Source organism: Pseudomonas sp. 9.2(2024), from assembly GCF_039695385.1.
Taxonomy (GTDB): Bacteria; Pseudomonadota; Gammaproteobacteria; order Pseudomonadales; family Pseudomonadaceae; genus Aquipseudomonas; species Aquipseudomonas paraglycinae.
Window position 1 is genome coordinate 2,394,561 of the sequence record NZ_CP155585.1, and the last position, 16,387, is coordinate 2,410,947.

The following is a 16,387-nucleotide window of genomic DNA, read 5'->3' on the forward strand; positions in this document are numbered from 1 at the left end:
CTATTGGAGAGTGGAGGGACGTGTGGCGCTCCAGCCGAATGCACTAGAGCGGTGCACAAACGGGGAGCTAGTATAGAGGCCATCATCGATCAATGGCGACAGGCGAATCGGCTTTTAAGGTAAGTTTTTCCGATTATTTCTCGACCGTTAGTCGAATGAACCTGTCAGAGACTTTACCGGATGTAGGACGTTTGCCTTGAAAGGCGAGGCAATCGGCTCCACATTCAGCACAATCTTCGTTTTTCCTTGCGCGACATCGGTCGTTTGCGGTCTTTCTCGTGGTACTGCGGTTGCCCGCCGCATCGCGATTCCAGAGGTGTTTATGTCTGAATTCCAGCTCGTCACCCGTTTCGACCCTGCCGGCGATCAGCCTGAAGCCATTCGCCTGATGGTCGAAGGCATCGAAGCCGGGCTGTCGCACCAGACGCTGCTCGGGGTGACCGGGTCGGGCAAGACCTTCAGCATCGCCAACGTGATCGCCCAGGTGCAGCGTCCGACCCTGGTTCTGGCGCCGAACAAGACCCTGGCCGCGCAGTTGTACGGCGAGTTCAAGTCGTTCTTCCCGAACAACGCTGTCGAGTACTTCGTTTCCTACTACGACTACTACCAGCCCGAAGCCTATGTGCCGTCGTCCGACACCTTCATCGAGAAGGATGCGTCGATCAACGACCACATCGAGCAGATGCGTCTGTCAGCGACCAAGGCATTGCTCGAGCGCAAGGACGCGATCATCGTCACCACGGTGTCGTGCATCTACGGTCTGGGCAGCCCGGAAACCTATTTGAAAATGGTCTTGCATGTCGATCGCGGCGACAAGCTCGACCAGCGTGCGCTGGTGCGGCGCCTGGCCGACCTGCAATACACCCGCAATGACATGGATTTCGCCCGTGCGACCTTCCGGGTGCGCGGCGATGTGATCGACATCTACCCGGCGGAATCCGACCTGGAAGCGATCCGCATCGAGTTGTTCGATGACGAGGTGGAAAGCATTTCCGCGTTCGACCCGCTGACCGGTGAAGTCATCCGCAAGCTGCCGCGCTTCACCTTCTATCCGAAGAGCCACTACGTGACGCCGCGGGAAACCCTGCTCGACGCCATCGAAGGGATCAAGGTCGAGTTGCAGGAGCGCCTCGAGTATCTGCGCAACAACAACAAATTGGTGGAAGCCCAGCGTCTTGAGCAGCGCACCCGGTTCGACCTGGAGATGATCCTCGAGCTCGGCTACTGCAACGGCATCGAAAACTACTCGCGCTATCTGTCGGGTCGTCCGGCCGGCGCTGCGCCGCCAACGCTCTACGATTACCTGCCGGCCGACGCCTTGCTGGTGATCGACGAATCCCACGTCAGCGTGCCGCAAGTCGGCGCGATGTATAAGGGCGACCGTTCGCGTAAGGAAACTCTCGTGGAGTATGGCTTCCGCCTGCCGTCGGCGCTGGACAACCGGCCGATGCGCTTCGACGAGTGGGAAGCGGTGAGCCCACAGACGATTTTCGTCTCGGCCACGCCCGGCAACTACGAAGCCGAACACGCAGGTCGGGTGATCGAGCAAGTGGTGCGCCCCACCGGTCTGGTCGACCCGCAGGTTGAAGTACGCCCGGCGCTGACTCAGGTCGACGATCTATTGTCGGAAATCACCAAACGTGTTGCGGTGGAGGAGCGAGTGCTGGTCACCACGCTGACCAAACGCATGGCTGAAGACTTGACCGATTACCTGGCCGATCACGGCGTGCGCGTGCGTTATCTGCACTCGGACATCGACACCGTCGAGCGGGTCGAAATCATCCGCGACCTGCGTCTGGGTACTTTTGATGTGCTGGTGGGGATCAACCTGCTGCGTGAAGGTCTGGACATGCCCGAAGTATCGCTGGTGGCGATTCTCGACGCGGACAAGGAGGGTTTCCTGCGTTCCGAGCGTTCGCTGATCCAGACCATCGGCCGCGCGGCGCGGAACCTCAATGGCCGGGCGATTCTCTACGCGGACCGCATTACTGGTTCGATGGAGAGGGCTATTGGTGAAACCGAGCGTCGTCGCGACAAGCAGATCGCCTTCAACCTGGCCAACGGCATCACGCCGAAGGGCGTGTTCAAGGACGTCGCCGACATCATGGAAGGCGCCACCGTGCCCGGTTCGCGCAGCAAGAAGCGCAAGGGCATGGCCAAGGCCGCCGAAGAGAACGCCAAGTACGAAGCCGAATTGCGCTCGCCGAGCGAGATCACCAAACGCATTCGCCAACTGGAAGAGAAGATGTACCAACTGGCCCGCGACCTGGAATTCGAAGCGGCAGCGCAGATGCGCGACGAAATTGCCAAGCTGCGTGAGCGGCTGTTGGCTGTCTGACTGATCGTTCCCACGCTCTGCGTGGGAATGCAGCCCTGGACGCTCTGCGTCCGCTCAAGGTTAATGCGCCTCGCCGGCCTTCAGTCCGGCGGGCAGTTTCTTGGTCAGCAAAATCGCCAGCATGCTGATCCCCAGCGCAATCCCGACAAAATGAAACGCATCGTTGTAGGCCATGATCAGCGCCTGCTGATGCACGATCTCGCTCAGCTTGCCCAACGCCGCCGTGTCACTGCCGAACCGATCGGTCATCGACGCCAGGCGTTCGGCCACCTGCGGATTGGTCGGCACCACCGCTTCGCGCAGGTAATCGAAGTAGGTCTTGGTGCGCGCGTCCAGCAGCGTTGCGAGCAGGGCGATGCCGATGGCGCCGCCGAGGTTGCGCAAAATGTTGAACAGGCTCGACGCCGAGCCCGCGTCCTGCGGCAGGATGTACGCCGTGGCGATCAGTGAAATAGTCACCATGATCAGCGGCTGGCCCAAGGCGCGGATAATCTGGATCTGGTTGAACTGCGGCCCGGCGAAATCCGGGTTGAGCACGCCGGAGGAAAAACTCGCCAGCCCGAACAGGCCGAAACCGATCGTGCACAGCCATTTCGGCGAGACGAACTTCATCAGCTTCGGCACCAGTGGAATCAGAAACAGCTGCGGCACGCCCATCCACATGATCACTTCGCCGATCTGCAAGGCGTTGTAATTCTGGATCTGCGCCAGATACAGCGGCAGCAGATAGATCGAACCGTACAGCCCGACGCCCATGCCGAGGCTGGAAATACTCGAAAGCCCAAAATTGCGATTGCGCAGAATGCCGAGGTTGATCAGCGGATTGGGCTTGGAAATCTGCACGATCACAAAGGTGATCAAACTCAGCAGGGCGATGCTGCCCAGCGTCACGATCAGGCTCGATTCCAGCCAGTCCTTGCGATGGCCTTCCTCGAGAAAAACCTGCAAGCAACCGAGGCCGACGCCCAGCGTGAGAATGCCGGTGTAATCGGTGCTTTTCAGCAGCTCCCAATGCGCTTCTTTCTTCTCCAGCCCGTACATCAGCCCGGCGATCATGATCAGCCCCGGCGGGATGTTGATATAGAAGATGTACTCCCAGCCCCAGTTTTCCGTGAGCCAGCCGCCGAGGGTCGGGCCGATGGACGGGGCGAAGGTGGCGGTCATGGCAAACATCGCCATGCCTTTGGCGCGGTGATGTTCGGGGAGTTTGATCAGGGTCAGGGTGAACGCCAGCGGGATCAGCGCGCCGCCGGTGAAACCCTGCATGGCGCGAAACACGATCATGCTCTCCAGGCTCCAGGCCATCGAGCACAACAGCGACGAAATCAGAAATCCCAGCGACACCCACACCGCCAGCCGACGGGCCGACAACAACTGCACCAGCCAGGCGGTCAGCGGAATCATGATGATTTCCGCCACCAGATAAGACGTCGAGATCCACGAGCCTTCTTCCAGCGTCGCCGACAGGGCGCCCTGAATGTCCTTGAGCGAGGAGTTGGTGATCTGGATGTCGAGCACCGCCATGAAGGCGCCGAGCATCACGCTCATCACCGCGATCCAGTCCCGCCGGGTCGGTTCGCCGACCGGGCGGATCAGTGAATCACCGGCCATTGTCAGGGGCGTCTTTGATGTTCACGGTGGCGGTGACGGACATGCCCGGACGGATCTTGCCGTGCAGCGGGTTATCGGCCTTGAAGGTCAGCTTGACCGGAATCCGCTGCACGACCTTGGTGAAGTTGCCGGTGGCGTTGTCCGGCGGCAACAGGCTGAACTGCGCGCCAGAGGCGGCGAACAGGCTGTCGACCCGGGCTTCTATCGGCGTATCACCATAGGCGTCGAAGAGCAGTTCGGCCTTCTGACCCGGCTGCATGTGGCCGATCTGGGTTTCCTTGAAGTTGGCCTGCACCCAGATGTCCTCGTCCGGAACGATCGACAAAAGATACGCGCCGGCCTGTACCACCTGACCATTGCGCGCGGCACGCTGGCCGATCAGGCCGCTGATCGGCGCGTGGATTTCGCTGCGGGTCAGGTTCAGTTCGGCCTGGGCGAGGTCGGCGCGGGCGTTGGCGATCTGCGCGTCGAGGCGTTTGATTTCGGCGGTCAGTGCGTTGACCTGCTGGCGCTGGCTTTGGGCATCGGCCTGGGCCTTGGCCACTTGCGAGCGAGCGATGTGGGCGTCGGCGGAGAGGGTAGTTACCCGTTCCTCGGAGACGTAGCCGGGTTTGCGCAGGGTTTCTGCCCGCGACAGATCCATCTGCGAGCGGCCGAGCGTCGCCTGGGTAGTGGCGACCTGCGCTTCGCTGGCGGCGATCAGGCTCGATTGCTGAGTCAATTTGCTCTGAGCCTGCAGGCGTTCGGCCTCGCGGGTGGCGAGGGCGGCGTTGGCGCGATCGACGGCCAGACGGAAGTCATCGCCTTCGAGGCGGATCAGCAACTGGCCTTTTTCCACGTGCTGGTTGTCCTGCACCAGGACTTCGTCGATGCGTGCGCTCAATTGGCTCGACACGCGGGTGATTTCACCCTGGACATAGGCGTTGTCGGTGCTTTCATAAAAGCGTCCCTTGAAAAACCAATGAGCAAAAAAGCCCCCGGCTATCAGCAGGACGAGCAGCAGGAAAATGAACAGTCGACGCTTGAGTTGGGCAGGCATGGGCAAACTGTAGTCGAGGAATTGTAAGGAAAGTTATCAGCAGGCGAATCTGGCATACAGCCGATGAACGGTAAATGCCGTCTGTTGATATTCGGCCATTCACCACGGCCAACGGGCGTTCAAGACGCAACCTTGGCTTAAATGCCCTGCCCGCTGGAGCGGGGCGGGTGTCGCCTGTTACCATTCGCCGCTTGATCGTTCTTTGCTTTTCATTCTTTTCGAGACATGCCATGACCACCGTCCGCACTCGCATCGCGCCATCGCCTACCGGGGATCCCCACGTAGGTACCGCTTACATCGCACTGTTCAACTACTGCTTTGCCAAGCAGCACGGCGGTGAGTTCATCCTGCGGATCGAAGACACCGATCAGTTGCGTTCGACCCGCGAGTCCGAACAGCAGATCTTCGACGCCCTGCGCTGGCTGGGCATCGACTGGAGCGAAGGCCCTGACGTTGGCGGCCCGCACGGCCCGTACCGTCAGAGCGAGCGCGGCGATATCTACCAGAAGTATTGCCAGCAACTGGTCGACATGGGCCACGCCTTCCCGTGCTTCTGCACCGCCGAAGAGCTGGACCAGATGCGCGCCGAGCAAATGGCACGCGGCGAAACCCCGCGTTACGACGGCCGTGCGCTGCTGCTGTCCAAGGAAGAAGTCGCCCGTCGCCTGGCTGCCGGCGAGCCGCACGTGATCCGCATGAAGGTGCCGAGCGAAGGCGTCTGCGTGGTTCCGGACATGCTGCGTGGCGACGTCGAGATCCCGTGGGATCGCATGGACATGCAAGTGCTGATGAAGACCGACGGTCTGCCGACGTACTTCCTGGCCAACGTGGTTGACGATCACCTGATGGGTATCACCCACGTGCTGCGCGGTGAAGAATGGCTGCCGTCGGCGCCTAAACTGATCCTGCTCTACGAGTACTTCGGCTGGGAACAACCGGAGCTGTGCTACATGCCGCTGCTGCGTAACCCGGACAAGAGCAAGCTGTCCAAACGCAAGAACCCGACTTCGGTGACGTTCTACGAGCGTATGGGCTTCATGCCTGAGGCGATGCTCAACTACTTGGGCCGCATGGGCTGGTCGATGCCGGACGAGCGCGAGAAGTTCTCGCTGCAGGAAATGGTCGACAACTTTGACCTCAAGCGTGTGTCGCTGGGCGGTCCGATCTTCGACATCGAGAAACTGTCGTGGCTCAACGGCCAGTGGCTGCGTGATCTGCCGGTGGAAGAGTTCGCCGCTCGCGTGCAGAAGTGGGCGTTCAATTCCGAATACATGATGAAGATCGCGCCGCACGTTCAGGGCCGTGTCGAAACCTTCAGCCAGGTTGCACCGCTGGCCGGGTTCTTCTTCGCCGGTGGCGTGAATCCGGATGCCAAGCTGTTCGAATCGAAAAAGCTTTCGGGCGATCAGGTTCGTCAACTGATGCAGTTGATCCTGTGGAAGCTGGAAAGCCTGCGTCAGTGGGAGAAAGACAGCATCACCGCGACGATTCAGGCGGTGGTCGAATCCCTCGAGCTGAAGCTGCGTGATGCAATGCCGCTGATGTTTGCCGCGATCACCGGGCAGGCGAGTTCGGTGTCGGTGCTCGATGCGATGGAAATCCTCGGGCCGGACCTGACCCGTTTCCGTCTGCGCCAGGCGATTGACCTGCTGGGCGGCGTGTCGAAGAAAGAAAACAAAGAGTGGGAAAAGCTGTTGGGCGCCATCGCCTGATTGCGTTTGACTCTGCAGGACGCGCCGAAGGCCAGGATCTTTTGATCCTGTCCTTCGGTGTTTTCCCCCGAATTTACGGGGGGAGGGCGGTAAGTGATTGTAATGCCGACAAAAAATTTTGATTTTTTTCAAAAATAAGTTTGACAGCCTTTCGATACGCCCTTAAGATTCGCCCCGTCCTCAGCGATGACATCAACGATGAGGGGCTATAGCTCAGCTGGGAGAGCGCTTGCATGGCATGCAAGAGGTCGACGGTTCGATCCCGTCTAGCTCCACCAATTTACACTTCGAAGCCTGGCCACACCGGCTTCGAAGCGATCAACACTCAGCGTTGATCAGTTGTATAGAAGGGTTTGCGTCCCCTTCGTCTAGTGGCCTAGGACACCGCCCTTTCACGGCGGTAACAGGGGTTCGAGTCCCCTAGGGGACGCCAGTTTTACAGAAGCGATGTTGCAAGATGTCGCTCCGCCGAGAGGCGAAAAATCCGGGGCTATAGCTCAGCTGGGAGAGCGCCTGCATGGCATGCAGGAGGTCAGCGGTTCGATCCCGCTTAGCTCCACCAATTTACAGTTCAAGGTCTGGCCACACCGGCCTTGAATCGATCAGTACTCAGCGCTGATCAGTTGTATAGAAGGTTTGTGTCCCCTTCGTCTAGTGGCCTAGGACACCGCCCTTTCACGGCGGTAACAGGGGTTCGAGTCCCCTAGGGGACGCCACGATTACCCGCTCTGCGGGATTTTATAAGGGTCATTCAATTATTGAATGGCCCTTTTGTTTGTCTGGCGTTTGGCCAAATCCTCTTTTTCCTTAACACTGTGCTTCAGACCAGCGGTCACGCTTGTGACTTGCGGAATATTATTATGAGAATAATATTGCTATCGTAATATTCGGAGGCGACGATGAACGACAAGAAAGCTCAAACCCGCGAACGCATTCTCAAGGCCGCCAGCGCTGCACTGATCCAGCGCGGCCCGGCTGAACCGAGCGTGGGCGAAGTGATGGGTGCAGCCGGCCTGACCGTCGGTGGCTTCTACGCCCACTTCGAAAGCAAGGACGCAATGATGCTTGAGGCGTTCAAGCAATTGCTCGGTCGCCGTCGCGACCTGATTGCCGACATGGACAGCGAGCTGACCGGTGAAGAGCGCCGCGCCTTGGTGGCGGCGTTCTACCTGTCGCGCAAGCATCGCGATTCCAGCGATTCGGCCTGCCCGATTCCGGCCTCGATCGGCGAGCTTGGGCGGCTGCCGGAAGAATTCCGCATAGCGCTGAACGAGCACCTGGAACTGATGATTGCGCAGTTGGCTTCAAGCCCTGAAGACATCGATAAAGCGTTGGCCGACGTGGCCTTGATGGTAGGTGGTCTGGCGCTCTCAAGGGCGTTGGGCCCAGGTGATTTATCCGATCGATTGCTGCGCGCTGCCAAGTCGGCGGTGCGTTGACCTGAAGGCTACAAGCCCGAGGAGAGAGCGATGAGCACGTTGAAGTGGGTTCGCGGCGTTAATGGCACCTTGGGCTGGTTCGCACCGAAACTGGTGGCGAGCAAAATGCGGCTGGCGTTCATGACGCCGCGCGCGAATGCACCGCGGGACTGGGAACTGCCGCTGCTGGCCAAATCCGAGCGCATTACCTTGCGTTTCGGTCTCTCGGCCCTGCGTTGGGGGCAAGGCCCGACTGTCTTGCTGATGCACGGTTGGGAAGGGCGGCCCACCCAGTTTGCTGCATTGATCACTGCGCTGGTCGAAGCGGGCTACACCGTAGTCGCGCTTGATGGTCCGGCCCACGGCCGCTCACCGGGGCGTGAAGCCAATGTCGTGCTGTTCGCTCGTGCGATGCTTGAGGCCGCTGCCGAATTACCACCGCTGCAAGCGGTCATCGGCCACTCCATGGGCGGCGCCAGCGCCATGCTCGCTGTGCAACTGGGGTTGCGTACCGAGACCTTGGTGAGCATTGCCGCTCCGGCGCGAATTCTTGGTGTTTTGCGCGGATTTGCCCGCTACGTCGGCATGCCACCCAGAGCTCGTTCCGCGTTCATTCGCGAGGTTGAACAGGACGTCGGCATGCGCGCCGCCACCCTCGATGTCGCCCACTATCAACTGGATATACCGGGCCTGATCGTGCATGCCGAAGACGACACTTTCGTCTCGGTCAAGGAATCCCAACTGATCCACGAATCCTGGTTCGACAGTCGCTTGCTGCGTCTGGAAGCCGGCGGCCATCAACGCGTACTGGCCGACCCTCGGGTGATTGATGGCGTGTTATCACTGCTGGCCGGGCGCAGCCTTCAGGCGCGGCAATCGGCCTAGTCATCCGTTACACTGCCCCGGTTGAATCATTTGACCGGGAGTAGGGCATGGGCTGGGATCGGGCAACGCCGTTTACCATTGATCTGCAAGTGGGCGCCGAGGACATCGACGGGCTGGGCCACGCCAACAACGCGGTCTACGTGACCTGGCTCGAGCGCTGCGCCTGGCGCCACTCACAGCGTCTGGGTCTGGATCTGGTCGAGTACCGGCGTCTGGATCGGGCGATGGCCGTTGTGCGCCACGAAATCGATTACCTGGCCGCCGCCTACGAAGGCGACGAGCTGCAACTGGCGACCTGGATCGTCGATTGGGATCAGCGCCTGAAAATGACTCGTCACTTCCAGCTGATTCGCCCCAGCGACAACGCCACGCTGCTGCGCGCCCAGACCACCTTCGTCTGCATCGAGCTGTCCACCGGCAAACCCAGGCGCATGCCCGCCGAGTTCATCGAGGGCTACGGCCCGGCCATACAGACGGCGGACATGGGTTTCGCCCGCGAAACCCAGTAAACTGCCGCACGTTTTTCCTTGAGTGTGTGTTTCCCATGCAAATTGCTCTGGCGCCGATGGAAGGGTTGGTCGACGACATCCTGCGCGATGTCCTGACCCGTGTCGGCGGTATTGACTGGTGCGTGACCGAGTTCATTCGGGTCAACGATCAGTTGCTGACCCCGGCCTATTTCCACAAGTTCGGCCCTGAACTGCTCAACGGTGCGCGCACCGCTTCCGGCGTGCCGCTGCGCGTGCAATTGCTGGGTTCCGATCCGGTGTGCCTGGCAGAAAACGCGGCGCTGGCCTGCGAGCTCGGTTCTGAAGTGATCGACCTGAACTTCGGTTGTCCGGCAAAAACGGTCAACAAATCCCGTGGCGGTGCGGTGCTGCTCAAGGAGCCGGAACTGCTCAACCGGATCGTCGAGCACGTGCGTCGCGCCGTTCCTGCACACATTCCGGTTACCGCCAAGATGCGCCTGGGTTTCGACAGCCCGGACGGCTCGCTGGTCTGCGCCACGGCGCTGGCCGAGGGCGGCGCCGAGCACATCGTGGTTCACGCCCGGACCAAGGTCGACGGCTACAAGCCGCCGGCGCATTGGGAGTGGATTCCGCGCGTGCAGGACGTGGTCAAGGTGCCGGTGTTTGCCAACGGTGACATCTGGAGCGTCGAAGACTGGCGCCGCTGCCGGGAAATCAGCGGCGTAGAAGACATCATGCTCGGTCGCGGTCTTGTATCGCGTCCGGATCTGGCCAAACAGATCGCCGCTGCCCGTGCCGGCGAGGAAGTCGTCGAGATGACCTGGACCGAACTGATGCCGCTGATCCAGGACTTCTGGCTGCAAGCCAAAGCACAAATGACCGCGCGCCAATCGCCGGGCCGTTTGAAGCAGTGGTTGGCCATGTTGACCCGCAATTATCCCGAAGCCGTTGAGCTTTTCACCGTGCTGCGCCGGGAGACCGAGCCGGATCAGGTCTCGCGTTTGCTGGGTTTGCCGGTCGCCGAAGCCGCCTGAAAAAAATCTTCAAACGATCTCTTGAAAACAAAACGCAGGTCCCTATCTAAGGGTTACGCGATGCCGAATTCGGGTCGCGGAGACAAAAAAACTTGCTGATTGTTTTCAGGAGATTTGAATCATGAGTACTGCATTTTCCCTCGCTCCACTGTTCCGTTCTTCGGTGGGTTTCGACCGTTTCAACGACCTGTTCGAAACCGCTCTGCGCAACGAGCCAGGCAGCACCTATCCGCCTTACAACGTGGAAAAACACGGTGACGATCAATACCGCATCGTCGTGGCGGCGGCCGGTTTCCAGGAAGAAGACCTGGAACTGCAAGTCGAGAAAGGCGTGCTGACCATCAGTGGCGGCAAGCGTGATGCCAACGAAGGCGTCACGTTCCTGCACCAGGGCATTGCCCAGCGTGCATTCAAGTTGTCCTTCCGTCTGGCCGATCACATCGAGATCAAGGCCGCCGGCCTGAGCAACGGTCTGTTGAGCATCGACCTGTTGCGCGTGATCCCGGAAGAGGCGAAAGCCAAGCGCATCCCGATCAACGGAGCGCAGCCGGCTCTGCAACATTGAGTCACTTGCAGAAACAAATCGTCTGAACGGGCGATAAGCCGCTGAATGAAGGCCCCGATACGTCGGGGCCTTTTTTGTGGGCGCAGGAAAATGGCTGTTCGACTTTGCCGCCAGCGGCGGTTTCTCTACAATCCGCCGCAGTTTAGCCGACCCCATCCTTAGCGGTCGGCCTGGAGCCTTTTTTCATGGACGATATTCAACAGCGCTGGCTGTGCGCCCTTTCTGCGCCAATGGCAGCGCTCAATACCGGCGCCGGGTATGACGACCCTGCCTTCTGCGACGACCGCTATATCGATCTGAAAGGCAGCTGGGGAATCGATGACCGGCGACAATTGTTCGACATGCTTCAATGGATGACGGACGACGGACATGCCAAGCACCTGAGTGGCGCCTATTCGGCGTGGCAACGTTGTCTGCCGAATGAATGGCAACGCCTGCTCGAAGAGCTGAGCCCTCGCGAGCGTGTTCTGCATGAGTTTGCCAGTCGCACTTTTGGCGGTTGTGGTCCAGGAGGGATCTTGTCCTGGGATTACGGGCGGATGGGGTTTCTCTTGCGTTGCGCAGTGCGCAATCAGTGGATTGATCTGGCCGAAAGCAACTGGTTGCACAGTCGTTTGGCCGTCAGGGCGCAGTTTCACTACGGTAACTGGATGTCCTACTTCAATGGCTTTGTTGTGGGTCGCAGCTTTTGGTGCTGCCTGAACACAAGCGACGACGAGTTAGCCTGGGAGTTGGAGCGGCAGGGGGACAGTGCTCATAACCTGCGGATCACCCGCGGCCTCGCCCAGAACATCCCGCACTTTCTCGCCGACCTGCCCTGGCACATGGAAATTGATTCGTTACCCCGTCCGGCATCGCTCAAGGAGTTCGACTGGTCATGAGTTGCTGGATTCGCCTGGGCATCGAGCCCACCTCCGACGAAACCCGGATTCGTGATGCCTACCGCGCACGTTTGCCGTCGCATCATCCGGAAACCGATCCGGAAGGTTTTCAGGCGCTGCGTATGGCCTACGAAAACGCGTTGCGTCTGGCGCGGGAAGGCGAGGAAGATGCGCCCGAGGAAGAAACTGAAGAGTCAGGGCAGGAGGTTGTCGAGGTCCCGCAGGCGTTCGTGGATTTCTGCGAATTACTTGACGATCCCGCGCGGCGGTTCAATGTCGGGGCATGGCAGGCATTTGTCCGGGCGCTTGATGAGCTGTCGCTGGAACAGCTTGATGAACTCAGTTGGGGGCTCTACCACCGGCTGGCCGACGCCGGTCCGCTGTCTTACCGCTGCGCGAATTTGTTGGCCAGGCGAATGGCCTGGGATCAGCAGTTGCTGGATCTGGAATTCGAAGACGCACAGCGGGTTGAAGCCTTTCTGCAACGAATTGAAACGCCTGACCCGTTCGATACCGATCTGATGAGCGCTTGGTCAGAGGCTGCGCAGACCGAAACACTCTGGTACGCACGCAGCCTTGACTTCATTTTCGCCAAGCGTCCACTCCATGAGTTTGCCGACTTCGCCGGTCAGCACACCTGTCTGCCGTTGCCGGATGATGCTGCGTTCATCAAGCGTTTGCTGGTGCAGTTCACTCAGGCGGGCATCGGTGCATCGACATTTTTGCAGTGCTGCGTCGAAAAGCAGCTGGAGGCACCTGATGACGTGGACTGGCTTTACCTGTTGGCGTGTCAGAGCAGTCTGCTGGGGCGGGACGATCAGGCATTGCCTTGCTGGATCCGACTGTGGAACGAGTTCCGCCATCCTATGGCCGAAAGTCGTCTGCTGGAATTGTGCGCCAAGCGGCAACCGACTTTTCTGCCTCTGCTGATTCAGGCGTTCGATTGTCTGGGCGATTTCTCCGAGTGGCCTGCGGATCTCGGGGATGACGCGCAGGTATACGGCAGTCCGTCACAACGCCCCGAGACGCTGAACCGTTGGTTGGGTGTTGGACGGTTGAAGCTCGATAGCCTGGCGCAAAGTTTTGTCGATTGGCGCATGACAGGCGATGAACTCCCGTTGCTTGCCCAACTGCTGGGTGAGAATGCCGACAGCAGGCTGCTGCAACTGTACCGGCATGCCTGGGCGCTGCATCGCGGTGATGCGGTCTTGCTGCAGCGGATTCTGGATCAGCCGCTCCCGGTCGATGCGCTTGAATGCCTGGTGTTGAGCGGGTTCAAAGTTCAGGCCGGACAACATCTGCGCTGGTTGGAGAATGCGCCGATTGCGCAGGCTATGAGCGTATTCAGCGAAGCGGATTCAATATCGCAGCAATTGCCGCAGGCACTGACAACAGGCGAGCTGCACAAGGTCTGTCGTCTGTGGCTGCGTCGCTTGCGGCCCTACAGTGACACCGCCCTGGAGCGCATCGCAGAAGCGTTCAAATTGGGCGCCGTCAAAGACGACTGTGACTTGTCCGAGCTCGATCTGCTCCTTCAGTTGAGCCGTCGCGGGATAGGGTTGCCGCCGGTGGGGCTGGGCGAGGCTGCCTGGGAGTGGCACGCTCAAACCGTGTTTTTGCTGGCGTTGCTGGATCAGCCGGAGCGCTGGCTGCCAATGATCGATGGGCAGTGCCTGGAGCGTCTGCCGTTCAGTCCGGCTCATCCTTTGAGTCGACTGCAGCCACTGTTGCGGCGGTTGCAACGCGAGCAAGGCAATTGCGACGGTTTACTGGGCTGGCTGCAAGGCAATGATCCGGTGCACGGCTTGTTGGTGCAGCAATTGTTCAGCGTGCAGCAGGCACTCGACAGCGCCCGATTGCCTGCCAATACCCTGCTTTACACCTGCATCGAGAGCGACCGCGCTGCGTGTGGCGACGATCTGTTGGGGCTGTTGATGTTCTGGGGCGTGCTCTATCACGACCCGAGCCTGAGCGCCGAGCAGCATCGTGCCTTGCTGCAGTCCATCGCGGCAGTCAGTTGCGAGGATGACTGGTTCGAAGGGTTTCGTGACGGCTTGATCAAGGGCGAGCCGGTGTGGCCGCCGCGCAAGGTGTTGACGGATTTTGAGGTCGACAAACTGTTGGCATACGAAGCCCTCGATTCGCTCAAGGCCATGGTTCGCTATGGCGCTGCCGGAGTGCCGAAAACGCGAGTGCTGCGCCAATTGCAGCAGGGCAAGGATGACGTGAAGAACAGTATCGGCTTGCGCCTGGCGCTGTGTGCCTTGCTGTCCTGGTCGGAGCGTTTGATGTTGGCCAAAAGTGATATTCAGCCGGTGCCAGCAGGGGCGATCTGGCGCCTGGGGTCGCGGCTGGGGCGCAAGGCTTTTATCGCCCAGGTCCTGGGGGGGGTGGTGATTACGCCGGTGGCAGGATTGATCAGCGGTACCACATTCTTTGGCATTCTGATCCTGTTACTGGGTGTTCTGCTGTTATTCGGTGCCACTCTGCGCCGTTTGCATGATATGGGACGAGGCCTGCCCACATTGCTGATATTCATGGCCTTGTTGCCGGTCTTGCCGTTTCTGCCGCTGCTGCTGTTCGGCTTTCCCGGTGACAAGTTGCCCAACCGGTACGGGGTGCCACCGGACAGCGGCGGTGGCGAGATGCTGTCCGGTGGTCTGCAGGCTGCTCTGCGGCTACTTAACGGTTAGAGGCGCAGTTGATCCAGCGCCTTGTTGAGCTCTGAGCGGTGGCTGGCGATCTCGGCCGGCTGCTGTCCGCCGAGTACCGTGGTGAAGTTGTGCAGCCACTCGGCAATGTGTTCGCGCTGCGTGCCCAGACTTTGCATCCATGCCCGCTCCAGACGGGCCAGCAGTGTGCGGTTGGGCAATGCGTCGCGTGGATGGACCTTCAGCGTCGACAGACGGTTATGGCTGTCTCTGCGTGCTTGTTCATTCAGCCCGGTGGGACTGCGGTCGATGCTGTGGCTGTGGCGTTCGCCGGTCTGGAGCAGCGTGACGTCGACCTCGAGTAAACCGTTGATGTCGTAACTGAAGCGTACGTCCAACTCCTGAATGTTATCGGTGGGCGTCAAGGTGACATCGAAAGCGTCAATGAGGATGTTGTCACGTACCCACGGCCGCTCACCCTGATAAACGGCAATGCGCAGCAGCTCCTGCCGGGGATGGGTTGTGTGGTAGCGCTCGACCCGTGACGTCGGGATGATGGTGTTGCGTTCGATGATCGGTGAAAAGGCGCCGTCGATGCCTTTGCCACGCATGGTTGCGATGCCCAGCGTATACGGGCAGACATCGGTCAGAATCAGTTCTTCGATCGCACCATCGCGCGCCTTGCAGGCCGCTTGCGTGGCCGCACCCAGTGCAACGAGGGTGTCGGGATCAAGATGTCGGTAGGGCAGGCGTCCGAACAGTGTGGCGACCAACTGTTGTACCGCAGGCATCCGCGTTGCCCCACCGACCAGCACCAGACTGTCGAGATCCCGTGGTTTCAGGCGCGCATCGCGCAGGGCCTGTTCGATCGGCGCGCGCAATCGTGCCAGCAACGGTTCCCAGATCTTCACGGCAGCGGCTTCATCCAGCGACCATTCGTACAGTTCGTCGGCATGGCGCCAGTTCAGCGATTGAGGTCCTTCGCCGAGTTTGCATTTGAGTTGTTCCAGGGCATCGCCCAGGCTGGCCATGCCTTGCGGATCAATCATCGACGGGGTCAGTTGCCAGCTTTTCAGACAGGCATTCAGCAGTGCAGCGGTAAAGTCCTCCCCACCCAAAAAGTTGTCACCGGTGGACGCATGCACTTCAATCAGCGGCAACGCATATTCCAGCACCGTGACATCGAACGTCCCGCCGCCCAGATCGAAGATCAGCGTGCGTTCGAATTTCTGCTCGTGCAGCCCGTACGCCATTGCAGCGGCGGTCGGCTCGTTGATCAGTCGGGAAACCTTCAGGCCCGCCAGTTCGGCGGCGAACAGCGTGCGTTTGCGTTGCTCGTCACTGAAATACGCCGGCACGGAAATCACCGCTTCAGCCACCGGGTGGCCGAGAAAGGCTTCGGCGTCCTGCTTGAGTGAGCCCAGCACCAGTGCCGATAACTCTTCGGGGCTGAAGGTTTTGGTGCCGAGTTCGATCTGCCGGTCGCTGCCCATGAATCGCTTGAACGCGGCGGCTGTTCGTTCCGGGTGGGTCGTCAGGCGTGCGCGTGCGGCTTTGCCGACCAGAATGGTCTCGTCTTCATCGAGGCTGACCACCGAAGGGGTCAGTACCTCACCGAGGGCGTTGGGGATCAATCGGGCCTGACCGTCCAGCCAGACGGCGATCAAACTGTTGGTGGTGCCAAGGTCAATGCCCAGCAGGGCCGGGCGGGGGAGGGTTGCATCCTGCATGATCGATCTCGAAACAGCGCGAAAAAACGCGACCCTACAGGTTGCCGCCAACC

General features: G+C 60.0%; 12 protein-coding genes and 4 tRNA genes. 13 read left to right on the forward strand and 3 right to left on the reverse strand.

The genetic code is table 11. The features are described from left to right. The first annotated feature begins 322 nt into the window (after positions 1 to 322). Complete coding sequence (gene uvrB / locus ABFB52_RS10725) at positions 323 to 2,338, forward strand: excinuclease ABC subunit UvrB (protein ID WP_129973129.1); 2,016 nt, start codon at positions 323 to 325, stop codon at positions 2,336 to 2,338. Positions 2,339 to 2,398: 60 nt separating this feature from the next. Here uvrB and ABFB52_RS10730 read toward each other — a convergent pair whose 3' ends face one another. Together ABFB52_RS10730 and ABFB52_RS10735 are read right to left on the reverse strand one after the other, a co-directional pair. Further along, a complete protein-coding gene (locus ABFB52_RS10730; protein ID WP_178082624.1) occupies positions 2,399 to 3,889 on the reverse strand; it encodes an MDR family MFS transporter in 1,491 nt (496 codons plus the stop codon). Positions 3,890 to 3,938: 49 nt separating this feature from the next. Beyond that, positions 3,939 to 4,988: an HlyD family secretion protein gene (locus ABFB52_RS10735; protein ID WP_129973131.1), complete on the reverse strand. Its 1,050-nt coding sequence runs from the start codon at positions 4,986 to 4,988 to the stop codon at positions 3,939 to 3,941. Positions 4,989 to 5,218: 230 nt separating this feature from the next. Here ABFB52_RS10735 and gltX point away from each other — a divergent pair, with 230 nt between their 5' ends. The 12 genes from gltX (at position 5,219) to ABFB52_RS10795 (ending at position 14,646) form a co-directional block, all read left to right on the forward strand. After that, on the forward strand, positions 5,219 to 6,700 hold the full coding sequence (gene gltX / locus ABFB52_RS10740; protein WP_007956429.1) for a glutamate--tRNA ligase: 1,482 nt from the start codon (positions 5,219 to 5,221) through the stop codon (positions 6,698 to 6,700). A gap of 202 nt (positions 6,701 to 6,902) precedes the next feature. Beyond that, positions 6,903 to 6,978 (forward strand) — tRNA-Ala (locus tag ABFB52_RS10745). Positions 6,979 to 7,057: 79 nt separating this feature from the next. Further along, positions 7,058 to 7,133 (forward strand) — tRNA-Glu (locus ABFB52_RS10750). Positions 7,134 to 7,186: 53 nt separating this feature from the next. Next, positions 7,187 to 7,262, forward strand: a tRNA-Ala gene (locus ABFB52_RS10755). Between the two features lie 78 nt (positions 7,263 to 7,340). Continuing rightward, a tRNA-Glu gene (locus ABFB52_RS10760) sits at positions 7,341 to 7,416 on the forward strand. Between the two features lie 183 nt (positions 7,417 to 7,599). Next, positions 7,600 to 8,139, forward strand: coding sequence for a TetR/AcrR family transcriptional regulator (locus ABFB52_RS10765; RefSeq protein ID WP_007956432.1), 540 nt, complete (start codon positions 7,600 to 7,602; stop codon positions 8,137 to 8,139). Between the two features lie 30 nt (positions 8,140 to 8,169). After that, positions 8,170 to 9,003 carry an alpha/beta fold hydrolase gene (locus ABFB52_RS10770; protein ID WP_102687000.1) on the forward strand — a complete coding sequence of 278 codons (834 nt, stop codon included), beginning with the start codon at positions 8,170 to 8,172 and terminating at the stop codon, positions 9,001 to 9,003. Positions 9,004 to 9,050: 47 nt separating this feature from the next. Continuing rightward, positions 9,051 to 9,512 carry a thioesterase family protein gene (locus tag ABFB52_RS10775; protein ID WP_102687001.1) on the forward strand — a complete coding sequence of 154 codons (462 nt, stop codon included), beginning with the start codon at positions 9,051 to 9,053 and terminating at the stop codon, positions 9,510 to 9,512. A 35-nt stretch (positions 9,513 to 9,547) separates the two neighbouring features. Continuing rightward, positions 9,548 to 10,507 (forward strand): tRNA-dihydrouridine synthase, encoded by a 960-nt coding sequence (locus ABFB52_RS10780; protein ID WP_129974179.1) that lies wholly within the window; start codon positions 9,548 to 9,550, stop codon positions 10,505 to 10,507. A gap of 121 nt (positions 10,508 to 10,628) precedes the next feature. Continuing rightward, on the forward strand, positions 10,629 to 11,072 hold the full coding sequence (locus tag ABFB52_RS10785) for an Hsp20 family protein (protein WP_011333344.1): 444 nt from the start codon (positions 10,629 to 10,631) through the stop codon (positions 11,070 to 11,072). Between the two features lie 185 nt (positions 11,073 to 11,257). Next, the gene (locus tag ABFB52_RS10790; RefSeq protein ID WP_085747838.1) at positions 11,258 to 11,953 is read left to right on the forward strand and encodes a DUF1266 domain-containing protein; all 696 of its coding nucleotides are present in this window, start codon (positions 11,258 to 11,260) and stop codon (positions 11,951 to 11,953) included. Then, a complete protein-coding gene (locus ABFB52_RS10795; protein ID WP_129974180.1) occupies positions 11,950 to 14,646 on the forward strand; it encodes a J domain-containing protein in 2,697 nt (898 codons plus the stop codon). The genes ABFB52_RS10790 and ABFB52_RS10795 overlap by 4 nt, the downstream gene beginning before the upstream one ends. Here the strand turns inward: ABFB52_RS10795 and ABFB52_RS10800 are convergent. Further along, positions 14,643 to 16,334, reverse strand: a complete 1,692-nt coding sequence (locus ABFB52_RS10800) for a molecular chaperone HscC (RefSeq protein WP_129974181.1) — start codon at positions 16,332 to 16,334, stop codon at positions 14,643 to 14,645. The two genes, ABFB52_RS10795 and ABFB52_RS10800, sit on opposite strands and share 4 nt — an antisense overlap. Positions 16,335 to 16,387: the final 53 nt, after the last annotated feature.